The sequence below is a fragment of the Pseudarthrobacter sp. TE3704 genome (genome assembly GCF_056279405.1).
In genome coordinates this window covers 395755-412791 of sequence record NZ_JBWCCJ010000003.1, presented here as the reverse complement: position 1 = coordinate 412791, position 17037 = coordinate 395755, and the positions used below count along the sequence as shown (strand labels likewise).

General features: G+C 63.0%; 17 protein-coding genes. 11 read left to right on the top strand and 6 right to left on the bottom strand.

Features of this window, described 5'->3' with window-relative positions; all coding sequences use genetic code 11:
• Nucleotides 1-469 precede the first annotated feature (469 nt).
• Both ACZ9BC_RS09605 and ACZ9BC_RS09600 read right to left on the bottom strand, forming a co-directional pair.
• A complete protein-coding gene (locus tag ACZ9BC_RS09605) occupies nt 470-1255 on the bottom strand; it encodes an IclR family transcriptional regulator (protein WP_476245733.1) in 786 nt (261 codons plus the stop codon).
• A 147-nt stretch (nt 1256-1402) separates the two neighbouring features.
• On the bottom strand, nt 1403-1603 hold the full coding sequence (locus ACZ9BC_RS09600; protein ID WP_476245732.1) for a hypothetical protein: 201 nt from the start codon (nt 1601-1603) through the stop codon (nt 1403-1405).
• Between the two features lie 279 nt (nt 1604-1882).
• Here ACZ9BC_RS09600 and ACZ9BC_RS09595 point away from each other — a divergent pair, with 279 nt between their 5' ends.
• The 11 genes from ACZ9BC_RS09595 to ACZ9BC_RS09545 all read left to right on the top strand — a co-directional run bounded on the left by ACZ9BC_RS09595 (nt 1883) and on the right by ACZ9BC_RS09545 (nt 13405).
• Entirely contained in the window at nt 1883-3280 is a 1398-nt protein-coding gene (locus ACZ9BC_RS09595; protein ID WP_476245731.1) for an LLM class flavin-dependent oxidoreductase, read from the top strand.
• A gap of 37 nt (nt 3281-3317) precedes the next feature.
• Entirely contained in the window at nt 3318-4616 is a 1299-nt protein-coding gene (locus ACZ9BC_RS09590) for a flavin monoamine oxidase family protein (protein WP_476245730.1), read from the top strand.
• A gap of 1 nt (nt 4617) precedes the next feature.
• Nucleotides 4618-5199: a flavin reductase family protein gene (locus tag ACZ9BC_RS09585; protein ID WP_476245729.1), complete on the top strand. Its 582-nt coding sequence runs from the start codon at nt 4618-4620 to the stop codon at nt 5197-5199.
• Entirely contained in the window at nt 5196-5615 is a 420-nt protein-coding gene (locus ACZ9BC_RS09580) for an ester cyclase (protein ID WP_476245728.1), read from the top strand. Before ACZ9BC_RS09585 ends, ACZ9BC_RS09580 begins: the two co-directional genes overlap by 4 nt.
• Before the next feature lie 18 nt (nt 5616-5633).
• Nucleotides 5634-7220 carry an aldehyde dehydrogenase (NADP(+)) gene (locus ACZ9BC_RS09575; RefSeq protein WP_476245727.1) on the top strand — a complete coding sequence of 529 codons (1587 nt, stop codon included), beginning with the start codon at nt 5634-5636 and terminating at the stop codon, nt 7218-7220.
• Between the two features lie 112 nt (nt 7221-7332).
• Complete coding sequence (locus tag ACZ9BC_RS09570) at nt 7333-7596, top strand: hypothetical protein (protein ID WP_476245726.1); 264 nt, start codon at nt 7333-7335, stop codon at nt 7594-7596.
• Between the two features lie 85 nt (nt 7597-7681).
• Entirely contained in the window at nt 7682-9622 is a 1941-nt protein-coding gene (locus ACZ9BC_RS09565; RefSeq protein WP_476245725.1) for a BCCT family transporter, read from the top strand.
• A 319-nt stretch (nt 9623-9941) separates the two neighbouring features.
• Nucleotides 9942-11213 carry an MFS transporter gene (locus ACZ9BC_RS09560; protein WP_476245724.1) on the top strand — a complete coding sequence of 424 codons (1272 nt, stop codon included), beginning with the start codon at nt 9942-9944 and terminating at the stop codon, nt 11211-11213.
• Between the two features lie 40 nt (nt 11214-11253).
• On the top strand, nt 11254-11616 hold the full coding sequence (locus tag ACZ9BC_RS09555) for a cupin domain-containing protein (RefSeq protein ID WP_476245723.1): 363 nt from the start codon (nt 11254-11256) through the stop codon (nt 11614-11616).
• A gap of 453 nt (nt 11617-12069) precedes the next feature.
• Nucleotides 12070-13182, top strand: a complete 1113-nt coding sequence (locus ACZ9BC_RS09550; protein WP_476245722.1) for a calcium:cation antiporter — start codon at nt 12070-12072, stop codon at nt 13180-13182.
• 61 nt (nt 13183-13243) lie between these two features.
• Nucleotides 13244-13405 carry a hypothetical protein gene (locus ACZ9BC_RS09545; RefSeq protein ID WP_476245721.1) on the top strand — a complete coding sequence of 54 codons (162 nt, stop codon included), beginning with the start codon at nt 13244-13246 and terminating at the stop codon, nt 13403-13405.
• 133 nt (nt 13406-13538) lie between these two features.
• Here ACZ9BC_RS09545 and ACZ9BC_RS09540 read toward each other — a convergent pair whose 3' ends face one another.
• The 4 genes from ACZ9BC_RS09540 to ACZ9BC_RS09525 all read right to left on the bottom strand — a co-directional run bounded on the left by ACZ9BC_RS09540 (nt 13539) and on the right by ACZ9BC_RS09525 (nt 16715).
• Nucleotides 13539-14072 carry a hypothetical protein gene (locus tag ACZ9BC_RS09540; RefSeq protein ID WP_476245720.1) on the bottom strand — a complete coding sequence of 178 codons (534 nt, stop codon included), beginning with the start codon at nt 14070-14072 and terminating at the stop codon, nt 13539-13541.
• Nucleotides 14073-14095: 23 nt separating this feature from the next.
• Complete coding sequence (locus ACZ9BC_RS09535; protein ID WP_476245984.1) at nt 14096-14950, bottom strand: aldehyde dehydrogenase family protein; 855 nt, start codon at nt 14948-14950, stop codon at nt 14096-14098.
• Nucleotides 14951-15087: 137 nt separating this feature from the next.
• On the bottom strand, nt 15088-15423 hold the full coding sequence (locus ACZ9BC_RS09530; RefSeq protein WP_476245719.1) for a hypothetical protein: 336 nt from the start codon (nt 15421-15423) through the stop codon (nt 15088-15090).
• A gap of 143 nt (nt 15424-15566) precedes the next feature.
• Nucleotides 15567-16715 (bottom strand): ROK family transcriptional regulator, encoded by a 1149-nt coding sequence (locus ACZ9BC_RS09525; RefSeq protein ID WP_476245718.1) that lies wholly within the window; start codon nt 16713-16715, stop codon nt 15567-15569.
• Nucleotides 16716-17037 lie beyond the last annotated feature (322 nt).

Below are 17037 nucleotides of genomic sequence, written 5' to 3'. Positions count from 1 at the left end.
GCGGGGCCACCTGCGACCGCCGACCGGCCGGCCTCACTTGGCACGCGAGACTCGAAGCAACGATCGGCGTGGCGTCAGAATAGCGCTGAAATTCAGTTTATTGACAGTGGATCATGGTGTTCTCAGATTCCATCCTGACAGGCGGAGGGCAGGAAATCCGGGTTCGGTAACCCGAGAATCATGAAGTAGTCCAAAGGATCGGAACTTGCTGGCAATCGCTTCGGGCAAGGGATGGCGATGCCGCATCTTGCAACTCTCCGGTGGCCAGAAACAAGTCCGGAGCTCCGTCGACAGGCCGAATCCTCCCTGGCCAAGCCGCCCCGACGTTAGGTTGGGGTGTAGGAAAGACTGGCGCTCTGATGCTCTTCAGGGCAGAAGTTTTACTCGTCGACGGGTAGGACAAGGGAGTCCAGCAGAATTCGCTTGAAACCGGGCCTGTCAGAAGTTCTGCATCGGTTGGAAGTTAGCCCTAAACCATGGCCTTGGCGATTTCGTCGGCGGCTTTGCGGAGCCTTTCGACAATGGCTGGCAGGCGCCCAGTCCTCAAGCGTTCCCCGGGCCCGTTGGCTGTGAGGATTCCTACCAGTTGGCCTTGTACGTCCCGTACCGCACATCCGACCGTAAATAGTCCCTCTTCCAGCTCATTGTCGAGGATGGCGTATCCCTGCTCCCGGACCGTGTGGATTTCCTTAATCAAGTCGCTTCGGCGCGCGATGGTGAACCGGGTGAAGGTTTCGAGGTCGTCGGGAAAGACTTCTTCGATCTTTTCGTCGCTTTGCTCTGCGAGGAGGATCTTGCCGGAAGCGCTTGCGTGGAGCGGATAGTCCCGGCCGATGTACTGTTTGGGCACGCTGAGGAGCCGTGAGCTGGAACCTTCGGCAACCACGTCGTAGGAGAAGGAACCGCTGACAATGGCAAAGGTGACTGATTCGTTAAGCTCTGTGGCTGCGTCGTCGAGAATCGGTTGAACCCGTTCCGTGAGCCCTGCCGCGGGATCAGCCAGACGGCCAAGGCGTGCGATTTCATAGCCGAGCCTGTAAAGGTTGTCCCTGCGGTTGACCAAGCCGGTTTGCTCCAGGGTGGAAAGGAGCCGCGATGTGGTTTGGCGGCTCATGGCAACTGATTGTGCAAGTTCTGTGACTGTTGTGCCGTGTGGGCGGCGGCCCAGTTCCTGCAGCAAGGCGGCGGCCTTAATGACGGACTTATTGCTTGAGTCGCCGGATTCCTGCGCCTGATTTTCTTCCGTGTCTGTCATGGCTCGAGTTCTTTCAGGACGAGGGTATAGAGGGGCAGGCACACGTCTGCAGGCACTACCCACGTTCGATGACCCGTTGGTCCAATTCTATGCGCCTGGGTCGAGAGCAGGCGCTCACCTTCTACCCGGACTGCTCAACAAGTGGTCCTAGTTGTCATCTGGCCGTGTCGCCGGGGCAGCCCGGTCGTCAGAGTGCAGGTAGAGCCCGGCCCAGGGAGCAGAGTCCAGCCTCTGATTGTCGCTGACGATGCGTGCGGTGGTCGGGACGGAGACGAGGCGGTGCAGCCCAGGGGTGGCTACGCGGTGCAGAAGTGAACTCAGGGATGAGACACGATGGGCGGTCGACATATGGACTTCCTCGGGCTTTTCGGATTCGTGGCCCGCACTTCTAGCGGCGAGGCTTCCCAAAGAGGGAGCGTTGCGCTCACTATGCGGGCGTAGATGCTGAAATCATGAGACAGCAGTCACATGCTTGATGTCAAAGCCTCCTCTTGGGTGGCAGTAACAGAGCGTTTCTGCTCTTGACAGTGAGGTGCATTACACATAAATTGGTCGCCATGCTCATATAGTGAGCGCCGAGCTAACTCCGCTCACGTTCCGGCACAAGTCCAAGGAAGCACCACTGCCATGAAGAATGAACCTCTTAGCCTTTTCGCCTTCGACGTCTTCGCCCCCGCTCACCTGACTTCCGGGTCATGGCGGAACGAGGCGGACCAGGGCCACCGCTATACCGATCTCCAGTACTGGACCGGCATCGCCCAGACGCTCGAAAAGGCCGGCTTTGATGGCATCTTCTTCGCCGATAATCTCGGCTACCACGACGTCTTCCGTGGAAATGGTGATGCCGCCCTGCGCGATGCCGCGCAGTTTCCCATCAACGATCCCACTGTGCTGATTAGCGGCATGGCCGCCGTGACCAAACACCTCACGTTCGGGGTCACTGTCTCGGCAACCTACGAGCCGCCTTACCTGCTGGCCCGCCGCTTCAGCAGCCTGGATCATCTCACCAATGGCCGCGTCGGCTGGAACATTGTCACTTCATACTCCGAGGCAGCCGCCCGCAACATGGGCAAAGTTCAGCAGCTCACCCCGGCCGAGCGCTACGACATGGCCGATGAGTACATGGACGTCGTGTACAAGCTCTGGGAAACGTCCTTCGAAGAGGACGCTGTGGTCCGCGACGCGCCGGGCTCGACCTACATCGACCCGGCCAAGGTCCACCCGATCAATCACGCAGGCGAACACTTCACCGTTCCCGGTTTCCACCTTTGCGAGCCCTCCCCGCAGCGCACTCCGGTGCTGTTCCAGGCCGGTTCATCCTCCAGGGGCATGGAGTTCGGCGGCAAACACGCCGAGGCCGTCTTCATCCAGAGCACTTCGGTTGAGGGTGCCAAGCGCAGTGTGGCCAAGCTTCGCCAGGCCGTGGCCGACGCCGGCCGCGATCCCCGTGACGTCAAGATCGTCATCCTGCTCACCGTTGTGGTGGCACCGACCGACGAAGAAGCCCAGGCCAAGTACCGGAAGGCCGTGGAGAACGCGCCCGTCGACGGCATCCTCGCACGGTTCAGCGGCTGGACCGGCATCGACATGTCCGAGTACGAACTCGACACCCCCTTGCGGTCCGTTGGCACCAAGGCCGGACAGTCCATGGTGGACATGTTCTCCAAAGCCGACCCGGACCGGGACTGGACCCCGCGCCAGATCGCGGAGTTCCTCGCGGTCGGCGGCACCGGCTCCACCATCATCGGTTCGCCGGAAACGGTCGCCGCAGAGCTTCGCCGCTGGCGCGACGAAGCCGACATCGACGGCATCAACCTCAGCTACATCACCAAGCCCGGAGGCTGGGAAGAGTTCATCGAGCTTGCGCTGCCGGAACTGCGGGCGCAAGGAATCATTGCCCCGGTGCGTTCTGAGGACCAGGAGCCGGTAACCCTGCGCGAAAAATTCTTCGGCCAGAAATACACGCTGGACGGCCACCCGGCCACAGCACAGCGCGCCAAGCACCTCAGCGAAGCCGCCGGCTAAAAGCAGCCCAACGGAATTATCAACGAAGGATCCCTCAATGACTGAACAAACAGACGTCGTCGTCATCGGTGCCGGTCTGGCTGGCCTTATCACTGCCCGTGAGCTGAGTAACCGCGGCCACGGCGTGGTTGTCCTGGAAGCACGCGACCGTCTTGGCGGCCGCCTGTACACCGAGCAGCGTCTTGGCAGGACGCTGGAACTTGGCGGGAACTGGCTGCACTGGACCCAGCCCCATGTCTGGGCCGAGGTCACCCGCTACGGCCTTGAGGTCTCCCGCGGCCCGCGCTCGGAGGAAACCTACTGGCTGGCCGGTGATGAGGTGCGCCGCGGCAACCTGGATGATTTTATGAAGCTCATCGACCCGGGCATGACCCGGCTGCTCGAAGACACCATGAAGTGGCTGCCCCGCCCCGACGCGCCGTTGACGGTGGAGAACCTGGCCGAGGTGGACCAGTACAACCTGCAGGAGATGCTGGACAAGCTGGACCTGTCCGAGGACGAGCGGAACGCGAACGAGGCTGCATGGGTGGGCCACTTCAACGCCCCGCTGGATCAGTGCGCGTACGTCAATGCGCTGCGCTGGACCGCCGGGTCCTCCGGGCACTGGCACCTGATGCACGAGGCCTCAGCGATTTACCGCCTCAAGGACGGCAACGACACCCTGGTCAACGCGATCGCCGAAGACACGAATGCGGACATCCGCCTCAACACCGCGGTGACCAGCGTCCGTCACGACAGGGACGGCGCCACCGTCACCTACGGTGACGGCCGGGAAATCCGGGCCACAAAGGTGGTCATCACCCTGCCGCAGAACGTGCTGCACAAGCTTGATGTCCAGCCCGCCTTGTCCGAGGGCAAACTGGCCCCCAGCCGGGAAAAGACGGCGTCCCAGGGCGTCAAGGCCTGGATCCGGGTCAAGGGCCCCATCAAGCCGTTCTTCGCCTACTCGGCCCAGGACAAGCCGCTGTCCGTGATCCGCACCGAATTCATCGGCGACGACGACGCCGTCCTGGTCGGCTTCGGCGCCGACGCGAACCGCATCGACGTCACCGATCCAAAACAGATCCAGGAAGCCATCAAGGTATGGCGCGACGACCTCGAAGTCCTCGAGGTCACCGGGCACAAATGGGGCGAGGACCCATACGCCGAGGAAACCTGGCAGATCCAGCGCCCCGGCCAGCTCACCAAATACCACGCCGCCCAGCAGGCCAGCGAAGGCGCCCTGCACTTCGCCAGCAGCGACACCGCCAACATCTGGGCCGGTTTCTTCGACGGCGCCATCGAAAGCGGCCTGCGCGCCGGCCGCACCATCCACGCAGAACTCAAGGAAGATTGACATGGATATCACCCCCTCCGCTGAAAAGACACCGGACAGCGGCATCACCCCCGCTTACTACCGGCAAATTCTGGGCAAGCTGCCCACCGGAGTCACCGCCATCACCGGCATCAACGACGACGACGAAAAGCTCGGCCTGGTTGTCGGAACCTTCCAATCGCTCTCGCTCGAGCCGCCCCTGGTCATGTTCTGCGTGGACAAGTCCTCCTCCAGCTGGCCGAAGCTCCGCAAGCTGCAGAAGTTCACCGCCAACATCCTCGCCGACGACCAGATCAGCATCTGCAAATCACTGTCCCGAAAAGGACCGCAAAAATTTGAGGGCCTGCCCTGCACTCCCGGCCCCCTCGGCACCCCGCACCTGCAGGGTGCGACCGCCTATATCGACTGTGTCGTCACCGCCGAAGTCGTGGTCGGTGACCACTACATGGTGGTCGGAGCCGTCACCAACATGGAAGAAGGCACCGGCGATGCGCTCCTCTTCCGGGCCGGCAAGTTCGGCCAGTACACACCCATCGACATCCCGGTACCGGTAGCAGTTGCACCCGCTGCACCGGAATCCGAACCAGCAAGGACCGCATCATGAGCACCCGACGTGAATTAATCCTCAAGGCATGGAACGGCGCATGGGGAAATGGAGATCTGGCCGCGTTCGAGCAACTTCTGGCGCCCGGCTACGTCCGCCAATCCAAATCCGGCAGCGAAGACTACGACAGCCTGAAGAAGACTATCGAAGCGATGCATACTGCATTTCCGGATTCCAGCACCGAAATCCTGCAGATCGTCGAAGACGGTGCAGAAGTAGCCGTTCACTGGCAGACCAAGGGCACCCACGAAGGCATGTTCATGGACGTACCGGCTACAGGCAGGAGTGTCACCGTCACTGGCGCCTCCTTCCTCCACTTTGAAGGCGACAAACTCGCCGAGGAGTGGGTCGTCTGGGACCCCAGGGAACTGCTCTCCGCCCTCGGCATTTGGCACCTGGGCCCCGGCAACGCCTAAAGATTAGGAGACGAATCAATGACGCTTCACGGACACTCCCTCATCGCGGGGGAGACCACCGCCGGAACAGGCGGCACAACGCATGGAATCAACCCCGCAAGCAACGAGAATCTTGAACCGGCCTACTCCTTGCTCGCGGAGGACCAGCTGAAGCTTGCCACCGCGGCGGCAGCTGAGGCGTACCCGTCCTTCTCCACGCTGGACCCGGAAACGCACGCCGGGTTCCTGGACGCGATCGCGGACAACATCGAGGCCATCGGCGAGGAACTGATCGTCCGGGCCGGGCAGGAAACCGGGCTTCCCGCCGCGCGGCTGCAGGGTGAGCGTGCGCGCACCACCGGCCAGCTGCGGCTCTTCGCGAACGTGGTCGGGCAGGGTGACTTCCGCGGCGTCCGCGTGGACCCCGCCACCCCGGAGCGCACCCCGCTGCCCCGGGCAGACATCCGCCAGCGCCAGATCCCGCTCGGCCCGGTCGCGGTCTTCGGTGCCAGCAACTTCCCGCTCGCCTTCTCCACCGCCGGCGGCGACACCGCCTCGGCCCTGGCCGCAGGCTGCCCCGTCGTCTTCAAAGCACACAACGCCCACCCCGGCACCGGCGAACTCGTCGGCCAGGCCGTGGCCAAAGCCGTCAAAGACTTCGGCCTGCACCCCGGCGTGTTCTCCCTCATCTACGGCCCCGGCGCCAGCATCGGCCAAGCCCTCGTGGCCGACCCCAACATCAAAGCCGTCGGCTTCACCGGCTCCCAAGCCGCCGGCATCTCCCTGATGCGCACCGCCGCAGCCCGCCGCGAACCCATCCCCGTCTACGCCGAAATGTCCTCCCTGAACCCCGTCATCGTCTTCGAAGGCGCCCTCAAAGGCGACATCGACGCCCTCGCACAGCAGTACGTCACCGCCGTCACCGGCAGCTCCGGCCAGCTCTGCACCTCCCCCGGACTGCTCTTCGCCCCCGAAGGCGAAGCAGGAGACAAACTCGCCGCCGCCGTCGGCCGCGCCGTCTCCGCCTGTTCCGGCCAGACCATGCTCACCCAAGGCATCGCCGGGTCCTGGAACACCGGGGCAGAAGCCCTCGGCGCCGCAGCAGGCGTGAACCTGATCGGCAAGGGACTGGAAGGGGAAACCCAGAACGCACCGGCGCCCACCATCTTCGGCACCCAGGTCCGCGACTTCGTCACCAACCACGTCCTGCACGAGGAAATCTTCGGCGCCGCGTCCCTGGTCATCCGCTACGGAAGCACCGACGAACTCCTCGACGCCATCACACGCCTCGAAGGCCAGCTCACCGCATCCCTGCAGCTCACCGAAGAGGACTACCCCACCGCGGCGCCCCTGATTCCGGCCCTCGAGCAGAAAGTGGGCCGCATCATCGTCAACGGCTGGCCCACCGGCGTCGAAGTCGGCCACGCCATGGTCCACGGCGGCCCCTTCCCCGCCACCTCCGACTCCCGCACCACCTCCGTCGGAACCCTCGCCATCAACCGCTTCCTGCGCCCCGTCGCCTACCAGAACATCCCCCAGGAACTCCTCCCCGCACCCCTGCAGGATGAGAACCCCTGGAAGGTCAACCGCCTCATCGACGGCAAGCCTGAACACAACCAGGTCTGACGTGCCCTGACACAGACCTCCGGCCCCGGGCAGCCTCTCGCAACAAGAAACGCGTCCGGGGCCGGACACCAGGCTCAACCCATTCTCTATGTTCGATTCAGGACCCAGGAAAATGTACCTCCGCCCCGCCAAACGAGCCCGCCTGCAGAGCAGGCCGCCCGTTGCACCCGTCCCGGACTGGTCCAGGCTCACCCGCGACGATGTCGTCCAGGTGCTGGGCAAGGACGGCACGGCTACCACCGGCCGGATCGACATGATCGCGGTGGACCGCAGCGTCTTTTGGATCATTCAAAGCGACGGCCGCGGACGGGTCATGGTCTGCAGCGAAGACCAACCCATTGTCATCAAAACCGACAAGGAAGTCAGAAGCCACTAACAAGGCCGGGTTGACTCCTCCAACGGCAGCAGCCATCGACGACGGCTGCCGTTCGACCCTCACATTCTCTTCGAAAGAGGCTCCCATGAGCACCAAACACTCACCAGATGACCTGCCCGGCGCAGGGTCGTCCGTATCAGCTCCCGTGGACGACACAGCCCACCTGCACCGCACCGAGTCCGAGGAAGCAAAGATCCTTGACGACTTGAAGGACGGGGTTGTTGAAAGGCGAAAGACACTCGGTATCCACGCCCGTGGTTTGGACAAGACCATTTTCGTGGTGACGGGAGCCTTGGTTATTGCGTTCCTGATCTGGGGATTCACTGACACGGACGGCCTGGCTGCTGCCTCGACGGCAGCGTTGAACTGGTTGCTTGCGAGCACCGGATGGGTCTTCGTCCTGCTGTCCTCAGTCTTCGTTGTGTACGTCCTGTGGCTGGCGATTGGCCGGTTCGGGAACATACCGCTGGGTAAGGACGGCGAGGCGCCGGAGTTCAGGACCGGGTCCTGGATCTCCATGATGTTCGCCTGCGGCATGGGCATCGGGCTGATGTTCTACGGCGTCGCCGAGCCTCTTTACCACTACATATCACCGCCGCCGAGCACGGTGGACGGGCAGACCGTGGAGGCCGTCGAGACAGCAATGGCCACGTCGGTATTCCACTGGACCCTGCACCCGTGGGCGATGTACGCGGTAGTGGGCATCGCGATCGCCTACAGCACCTTCCGGCTGGGCCGCAAAAACCTGCTCTCAGAGGCGTTCGTCTCCCTGTTCGGCCGTAAAGCCGTCGACGGAATCGGCGGCAAGATCATCAACATCCTCGCCATTTTCGCCACCCTCTTCGGGTCCGCTGCGTCGCTGGGACTGGGGGCACTGCAGATCGGCAGCGGCCTGAAGTTCAACGGTGTTGTTGGTGAAGTCGCAACGCCCCTGCTGGTCATCATCATCGCCGTGCTCACGTTCTGCTTCGTCGCCTCGGCCGTATCCGGGCTCGAAAAGGGCATCCAGTTCCTGTCCAACACCAACATGGTCCTCGCCGTGGTGCTCGCAGTCATCGTCTTCGTGGTGGGTCCCACGATGTTCATCCTGAACCTGGTCCCCTCCGCCGTGGGCTCCTACCTCCAGCACCTCCCCGAGATGGCCGCCCGCACGGAAGCCACCGGCGATGACACCATGCGCGCCTGGCTCTCGGGCTGGACCGTGTTCTATTGGGTCTGGTGGATGTCCTGGACCCCTTTCGTGGGCATGTTCATCGCCCGGATCAGCCGTGGCCGCACCATTCGCCAGTTCGTCACCGGTGTCCTGTTCGTCCCGTCCCTGGTGTCCCTGCTCTGGTTCGCCATCTTCGGCGGCACAGCCATCCACCAGCAGCGCGCCGCTGACGGGACCCCCTCCACCACGGACGGCATCGCCACGATCGTCGACGGCGCCCCCACCATCTCCTTCGACGGCGCACTCTTCGCCATGCTGAACGGGCTCGGAACACCCCAGTGGCTCACCATCGGACTGGCAGTGCTCGCCATGGTCCTCACCGGCATCTTCTTCATTACAGGCGCAGATTCAGCGTCCATCGTGATGGGCTCCCTCAGCTCCCGCGGCACCCTGAAGCCCTCCAAGCCCGTGGTGGTGTTCTGGGGAACCCTGATGGGGACGGTAGCGATCGTCATGCTCCTGGCAGGCGGCGACACACCCGCCGAAGCACTCAGCGGACTCCAGCGCATGACCATTGTGGCCGCTGCACCCTTCGTTGTGGTTCTCCTGGTCCTCTGCATCGCCCTCACCCGAGACCTGCGCCGGGACCCCATCTGGCTCCGCCAACGGCTCTCCGACTCCGTCATGCGGCGCACCGTACGGGCCGCGGTGGTAGAACACGGACACCAAAAATTCATCCTTGCCACGAAGGAGAACACAGCGCCCCTCACGGGACAAATGCAGGCAGTGGACGCCACCGCCGCAGGAACGCCCATCTATGCCAGCCCCAACAACCATCGCCCGCAACCGTCCCCATCCCATCCTGAAAGTTGACCCCGGAACCCATGCGGGCTGCTTTGTCGGGCGATATGCACAAGCACGACGACGGCGGCACAGCCCGCCGTCGTCGGCCTCTGAAAGTCCCGCTGGCGTACCCGCCGAACAGGGCGACTCTTAGGTAAGTAACCGCAAATTCTCCAACGTTTTCACTGACCGGGAGGTCAAAACAATGCTCCACCGCCAACTTCCCAAAGCCGCGAACAAGGCGAAACCGTCCTCGTCCACCACAACCGTGAGGAGCTAAAGAATGTCTCCCACGAAAAGCCCAACTTCGCAGCAGAACATCGTCTCGGCCGCGAGCAAAAAACGCTTTATGACCAGAATGGTCACCGTCCTGATCGGCGGCATGTTCCTGGACGGCTACATCCTCGGCATCATTGGACCGGTGTCGGGGAAAATGGCCGAGGACCTTCAGCTCGATGTGGTGTGGCAGGGACTGATTGCCGCGGCCGCCCTGATCGGAATACTGATCGGCTCACCGCTCGGCGGCTGGGCCGCCGACAAATTCGGCCGTAAGCCGATCTTTATGTTCGACATCGGGCTGTTCGCTGTCGCGTCCGGAATGCAGTTCTTCGTCGACTCACCGGTACTACTCCTTGTGGTGCGGTTGCTGATGGGCATCGCGATCGGCACCGAGTACGCCGTCGGCTGGCCCCTCATGGCCGAGTTTTCGCCCGCCCGTCTGCGGGGACGGCTCATGGGCGCCATGGAAATTGCTTGGTATGCCGGCTTCATGATCGCGTTCCTGCTCGGTTACCTGCTCGGTGAGTACACCGACCTGAGCTGGCACTTCATCCTCGGCACGAGCACCTTCATCGCCGTTGTCCTGTTTTTTGCCCGGCTCGGACTGCCGGAGTCGCCACGCTGGCTGTGGAGCGTGGGCCGCAAGGACGAGGCCCGCGCCCTCGCTGCCAGGTACTTGCCGGACGATGCGCTCGAGGACCTCCAGCACGAGGACGTCCGTAAGGGCAGCTTCGGGTTGCTGTTCTCCAAAGCCCACTGGCGCTCCACACTGTTTATCTCGGTGTTCTGGTTCTGCGCTGTGACACCGTACTTCGCGATCGCCACTTTCGCCGACAGCGTGCTAAACCAGTATGGCCTCGCCGGCGGTCTCGCCGGTGGAGTCGGGCTCTCAGCCGTCGCCCTGGCCGGAGTCGTGGTCACCGTCCTGCTGATCGACAAGGCCGGCCGCCGCGTCCTGTGCGTCCCTCCGCAGTGGCTGTGCGCCGCCGTCCTCGCGGTCATCGGACTGTGGGCCGGCGCGCCGGCGCCCGTGGTGCTCATCCTGTTCCTGGTCTTCTCCTTCTTCAACGCGATGTACACAACGCTGACGGGCGTGTACCCGGGCGAGATCCTTCCCACCGAGATCCGCGGGATCGGGACCGGGTTCGCGGCCGCCGTCAGCCGCGTAGGAGCCGGTATCGGCATCTTCCTCATGCCAATGTCAATGGAAACCCTCGGGGCCGGCCCCACCATGCTGATGGCGGCCGCTGTTGCCTTGGCCGGTGCCGGGCTATCCCAATGGCTGGCTCCCGAGACCAAGGGCAAGAGCCTCACCGACGCGGCCGCAGGGTACTCACACTGAGATGGCAAGCACCAGCTTCAAAACAACCAAAGGAAAGTCAATGTCGAATCCACAAGTAAAAGTCCTTCGTTCCGCGGACAGCCTGTCCTTCCCCGCCTTGGCCCTCAAGCCGACAGCCATCAACGACACGGAGCCGAAAGACGCAACCGATAACGCCTTCTCGGTCAAGGCCAGCAACGTGGACATCGGATTCTGGGAATGCTCACCAGGAATCTTCAAAACTGCCCGCAAAGGTGTTAACGAGGTTATTTTGGTGCTGGAAGGTAAGGCCACCTTGGTTTCCGACACCGGCGAACGCGTGGACCATAAGGCCGGCGACATGGTGCTGATCCCGAACGGGTGGAGCGGCGTCTGGGAGATTCACGAGCACTTCAAGAAGCAGTACATCACCATCTCTGCATAGAGAAGCAGCGGAACCCCGGCTAAGAGCGGCAGACCGCAGTTCTGCGCCTAAAAGGTATACCCCCTTGTGAACTTCGCCAGGAATGCCGCCACCGACAACTGCAGCAGGCGACCGAAACACGCGGGAGCATGGGGCATTGTCGGCCCCGCCCAGCAGTCCAAGCCAAAGAGCCGATAATGGATATTCCGTTAGCCCCCTCGGCGGGGCAACCCCATGCTTGCCGATTACGCGGCCGGAACTGGTGGCGACTCTGATCCGTCCCCGGCTGCGGCGGGTGGACCGGACTCTCGAGTTGGTCTCCACCATCGGCGGGCGGACATCCGTCAGCTCCAACAGAGCCGCGCAGGCCAAGCCTTGATCCACCGATCCGCAGCCGGTCCCGGGCTTTATCCGTGCAGGCCGAGGTTCGCTGCTGTGGTTGGCAAGGCCAGAGCTCCCGCGCATAGTTAGGAGATGACGACCAAGGGAAGCCGTTTCCAGCTCAGCTCCTTGCGGACTTCCTGGCCCATGATCGTTCCGGTGGCGGCGCTGTTGGTCCTGGATTTGACCTGGCAAAGATCCCTCGAGTCACCGCTCGTTGGCGTCGTAGCGGTTGTCCTGATTGGCGCCGTGCTTTCGGCAGTGCATCACGCGGAGGTCATCGCTCACCGGTTCGGCGATCCGTTCGGAGCACTGATTCTCGCCGTTGCTGTGACAGTAATTGAGGTCGCTCTCATCCTCACGCTGATGGGCGCCGGCGGTCCCGGCAGTGAGTCACTTGCACGGGACACGGTGTTCGCTGCCCTCATGATCACCGTGAACGGGATCGTTGGGCTGGCACTACTGATAGGAGCCGTCCGTTACAGCGTGGTCCGGTTCAACGCCGAGGGAACCGGTGCTTCGCTGGCCGTCGTGGCCACCCTCGCCACACTAACGATGGTCCTGCCTTCGTTCACCCTGACGGGCCCCGGCCCAACCTTCTCACCGCTGCAACTGGGCTTTGCCGCCGTCGCATCGCTCGTGCTCTACGCAGGCTTCGTGATAACCCAGACGGTTCGTCACCGGGACTTCTTTCTGCCGGTGATCACCCCTGGCCAGGCCAAAAACCGGGGCCACGCGACACGGCCCACTGTGCGGGCCACCGCCATCAGCTTCGGACTGCTCTGCGTTGCCCTGATCTCTGTGGTCGGCTTGGCAAAAACGGTGTCGCCAACCATTGAGGCAGGGGTAGCGGCAGCCGGCATTCCAAAGTCCTTCGTCGGAGTCGTGATCGCCCTACTGGTGTTGATGCCCGAAGCACTTGCCGCCACCCGTGCTGCCGCGCGGGACAGGATGCAGACAAGCCTGAACCTTGGCTACGGCTCGGCAATGGCAAGCATCGGCCTGACAATTCCTTCGATTGCCGTGGCCTCCATCTGGCTGGAAGGACCGCTGACCCTTGGGCTCGGCCCGACAGAGATCGTCCTACTCGTTCTCACAGTCATTGTCGGGGCCTTGACCGTGGCCCCAGGCCGCGCCACCCGCCTCCAGGGCATCCTTCATCTCGTCATCTTCTTCGCCTTCTTATTCCTCGCCATGGTCCCCTAACCACATCCGGCGGCTCGGTCCCAGGATTGTCTCTGACCTCAAGCACCCACAGGTAAAGCTCATGCCCAACACCGCCGAACCTTTCTATGGCGTGGAAATAGTACGCACGCCGATGACTAAAGGGGATTTACATATTGACCACGTCGAGACGTACCGGGAGAACGCCGAGTGGAAGAAGAAGCACGAGGCAGCCACCGCGCACCTCTGCTGCCGGACTTTTTAGAGAATTTTTGAAATGCCGCTGCCTGCCCGCTGGACCGGCTGCGGTTCAAGCGGTGGCGCAGGTTTCCGCGGACGAGAGGAGGCGAGCCGCCGTTCGGCAGCTTTCGCCTCCTCCCGTGTTTAAGGCCCTGTGGTTACCGGCGGCCGTTAATCATTTGGGGCACTCCTAACGGATTTTCTTCCTGAAGTTCAGCTGGTAAGAGGTGTTGGGGGAAACCCTGGTACGCGACGGGGCGCAGGAACCTGTCGATGGCTGAGGTGCCGACGGACGTTGTGGCGGCGGCAGTTGAAGCAGGGTATGGCCCGCCGTGGTGCTGGGCGTAGGTGACCGCCACGCCCGTGGGCCACTGATTCCAGAGGACTCGGCCGGCCTTTTCGGACAGCACTCGGACAAGGTCCTGCACCGGGCAGTCGTTTTCTCCGTGGATGGTGGCTGTGAGTTGTCCTTCGAATGTCTCTGCCAGGGGGACCAGTTGGGACAGGTCGTCGTACTCAACAACGAGGGACGTGGGTCCGAAGCATTCAGCTTCCAGCTCGCGGGGGGATTCGAGAACATGTTCCGATTTCGTGGCAAGCAGGATGGGCGAGGGCGACGTTGAAAAGGGTGCAAGTCCTTGTACGAGCACCTCTACGTTCGGGTGGGAGGAAAGCCTCTGAAGGTTTTCCACATATCCTTCGCGGATACGGTCATTTAGCATTCTGGCGCCAGCTGGCAGTGCCGCGTTTCGTAGCTTTTCCAGCATTCCCGAACCGGCCGGCACGAAGAGCATTCCTGGCTTGACGCAGAATTGCCCTGCCCCCAACGTAAAGGAGGCGAATAACCTTCTGCGATGCTTTGACCCCGGGCTTCGGCTGCCGCTGGGGTGACGAAAACGGGGTTGTTACTTCCCAGTTCCCCGTAGAACGGAATGGGATCCGGCCGAGACATTGCGATGTTCATGAGGGCGCGTCCACCGGGGATGGAACCTGTGAAGCCAGCGGCCTTGATTCTGTAGTCCTTTAGGGCGTCACTGCCTGCTTGGGTGCCATGGATCAATCCGAAGATTCCGGCTGGAGCGCCGGCTAATCGGCAGGCCTGGATCAGGACCTCTGCGGTCCGTTCGGAGAGCTGCGGATGGCCTGAGTGGGCTTTTACGATGACAGGGTTGCCGGCGGCGAGGGCAGACGCGGTGTCCCCTCCTGCCACGGAGAAGGCGAAAGGGAAATTGCTGGCTGAGAAAACGAGCACCGGACCAAGGGGAAGTTTGGTGCGGCGGGTGTCAGGGCGGGGAACCCCTGAGGGCCAGTTGGGGTCTTCGTGATCGATGCGAACATCAAGGAAGTCGCCGCCCCGGAGGACGTCGCCGAAAAGACGCAGCTGGAATGCGGTGCGCTTGAGTTCGCCTTTGAGCCGTTCGGTGCCCAGGTTAGTCTCCGCTGCGGCCAAAGCAACAAGTTCGTCGGAACCGGCCTCGAGTGCGTCGGCGATGGCGTCCAGGATGTCGGCCCTAGCGGAAGGAAGAAGTCGGCCAAAGGGACCAGCGGCTTCGTGTGCCGAGGCAAGAATCCTCTCCAGCTCCTCGGGGGTTGTGGGGCTCAGAGTCTAGCCTTTGGACCAGTCCTGTGCCTTTCGCCTCCAGCAGGCGCAGCAGTTCAATTCCGGTCCGGCGCAGTCCACGGCCCGTTCCGGAGGGAGTTGGGTTGTCAGACCGAACCCTGCTGCTGAAAAAGCGGTGACCTTAGCGACGGATGCCCGTCCCCGAGTTCATCAAGGAGGCGGAGCATGTCGTCGCCGACTCCGGCGAGAAACCCTGGCGCGGCTGTCCGGGAGATGATGGACCACCCGTGATTACGAGCGATGCCTTCGGCTTCGCTCAACATGACCGTCTTGCCGATGCCCCGGGAGCCGGTGATGATGGTCAAGAGCCTTGGCGCGCCGGAACCCTGCTGCAGGCCGTACTGGAACTCGTCCAGCAGCCCGGCCCGCCCGACCAGCTCGGGAGGCGTTGCCCCAGCCGTTGGCTTGAAGGGATTCTGCACAGCACCCTCCCTGGGTGAAACTGGTGAAACTCCTGCCACGCCAGGCCGATCACTGGACCAGAAGCAGATACGGGTCCAGGGGAGGCCGTATCGAGGCGATGACCGCGGTTACTTCCTGATCGGTTTAGCCGTAGTGGCAGGCCTTAGGCGAGCCGTGCGTTGACGGCACTTGGAGAGAACACTTGGTTCACAAGGAGTGAGGACATTCCTCGGATGCCGGCGTCCTCGCCCAGGCTAGCGAGCCGGACGTCCAGGTGGCGGGTGGCGCGGGGGAGTGACATGGGATAGAGCGTTTCGCGGATCCCGCCGATCAGTGAGGCCGAGGCCAGGTCCCCTGCGATCAGCAAGACTGCCGGGTTGAGCAGGCACACCACGGTTGCCATCACTTCCCCGAGCCGCCTGCCGGCCTCGTGGGTGAGGCGCATGCTGTCCACGTTGCCGGCCAGCAGCAGTTCGCGCACGTCCCGGCCGGAGGTGCTGTGAATGCCTAGCTGGGTGAGATTCCGGGCGATGGCGCCGCCGCTGGCTCCGGCTGCCAGGCAACCGAAGGAGCCGCATTGGCATTGCAGTTCGGTGAATGCGGGATGCCGAACGTGGCCGATGTCGCCTGCGCCGCCGTCCACGCCTTGGTACACCCGGCCGTCAATCACCAGCCCGGTGCCGATGCCGGTGGAAACCTTTACCAGGCATAGTGAGGGAGTGCCGGCGAACCCGGCGCTGTATTCGCCCACTGCCATGGCGTCGGCATCGTTTTCCACCAGCACAGGGACGGGGAAAGCGTCCTGGATGAGTTCAACGATGGGGTAGGCGTCCCATCCCGGCATGATGGGCGGCTGCGAGGGCCGGAGTGTTTCCGGATCCACGGGGCCGGGGATGGAAATTCCCACGCCGGATACTTTGGCGACGGGCATCTTGGCCTGTTTCATCAGCCGCTGTCCCGCTGCGGTGATGGCACGCAGTACCTTCTCCGGGCCGTCCTCCACCGCGATGTTCAAGTGCTCGTCGGCCAGGATTTCGCCGCCAAGGTCTGTTAGGGCCACACGGCTGGAGGTGGTTTCGACGGACGCGGAGATGGTGCAGGAGTGCTGGAGGTTGAACGCCAGGTCCGTGGGGCGGCGGCCGCCGGATGGCCTGGCAGTGCCGGCTTCACGGATCAGTTCAGCCTTGAGCAGGGTGTCCACGCGCTGGGCAACGGTCATGCGGGACATACCGGTTTTTTCCTGGATGTCCCCGCGCGTCCGGGCCTGCCCGGACCGGATGAGGTGAAGGACATCCCCGGGTCCCACATACATATACGGCTCCTACCGCTCAAAAGGCACTCTTGCAATCCTAGGTGCTCGCGGAGCGCATCCGGCAAAAGCCTGTCCGGCTCGTGTTGAATGACTCTGCAGCTAATGCTAGACAGCTAGACAACATTTGGATAGCCTTTATGCACAAGTCCCAAGCTGTGACTGCGCTCACAGCCCGGGGAGTTTTCAGCACCTGTCCCGGCGGGGCGGCCGAAGTGGTCCGCGCCGAAGGCAGCCAGGGGCCGAGCGCGCGAACCGCGGCACCGCTTCCGGCGCCGCCATAGACAGGAGCATCGAAGTGATGAGAACCCGAGGCCGGTCCACA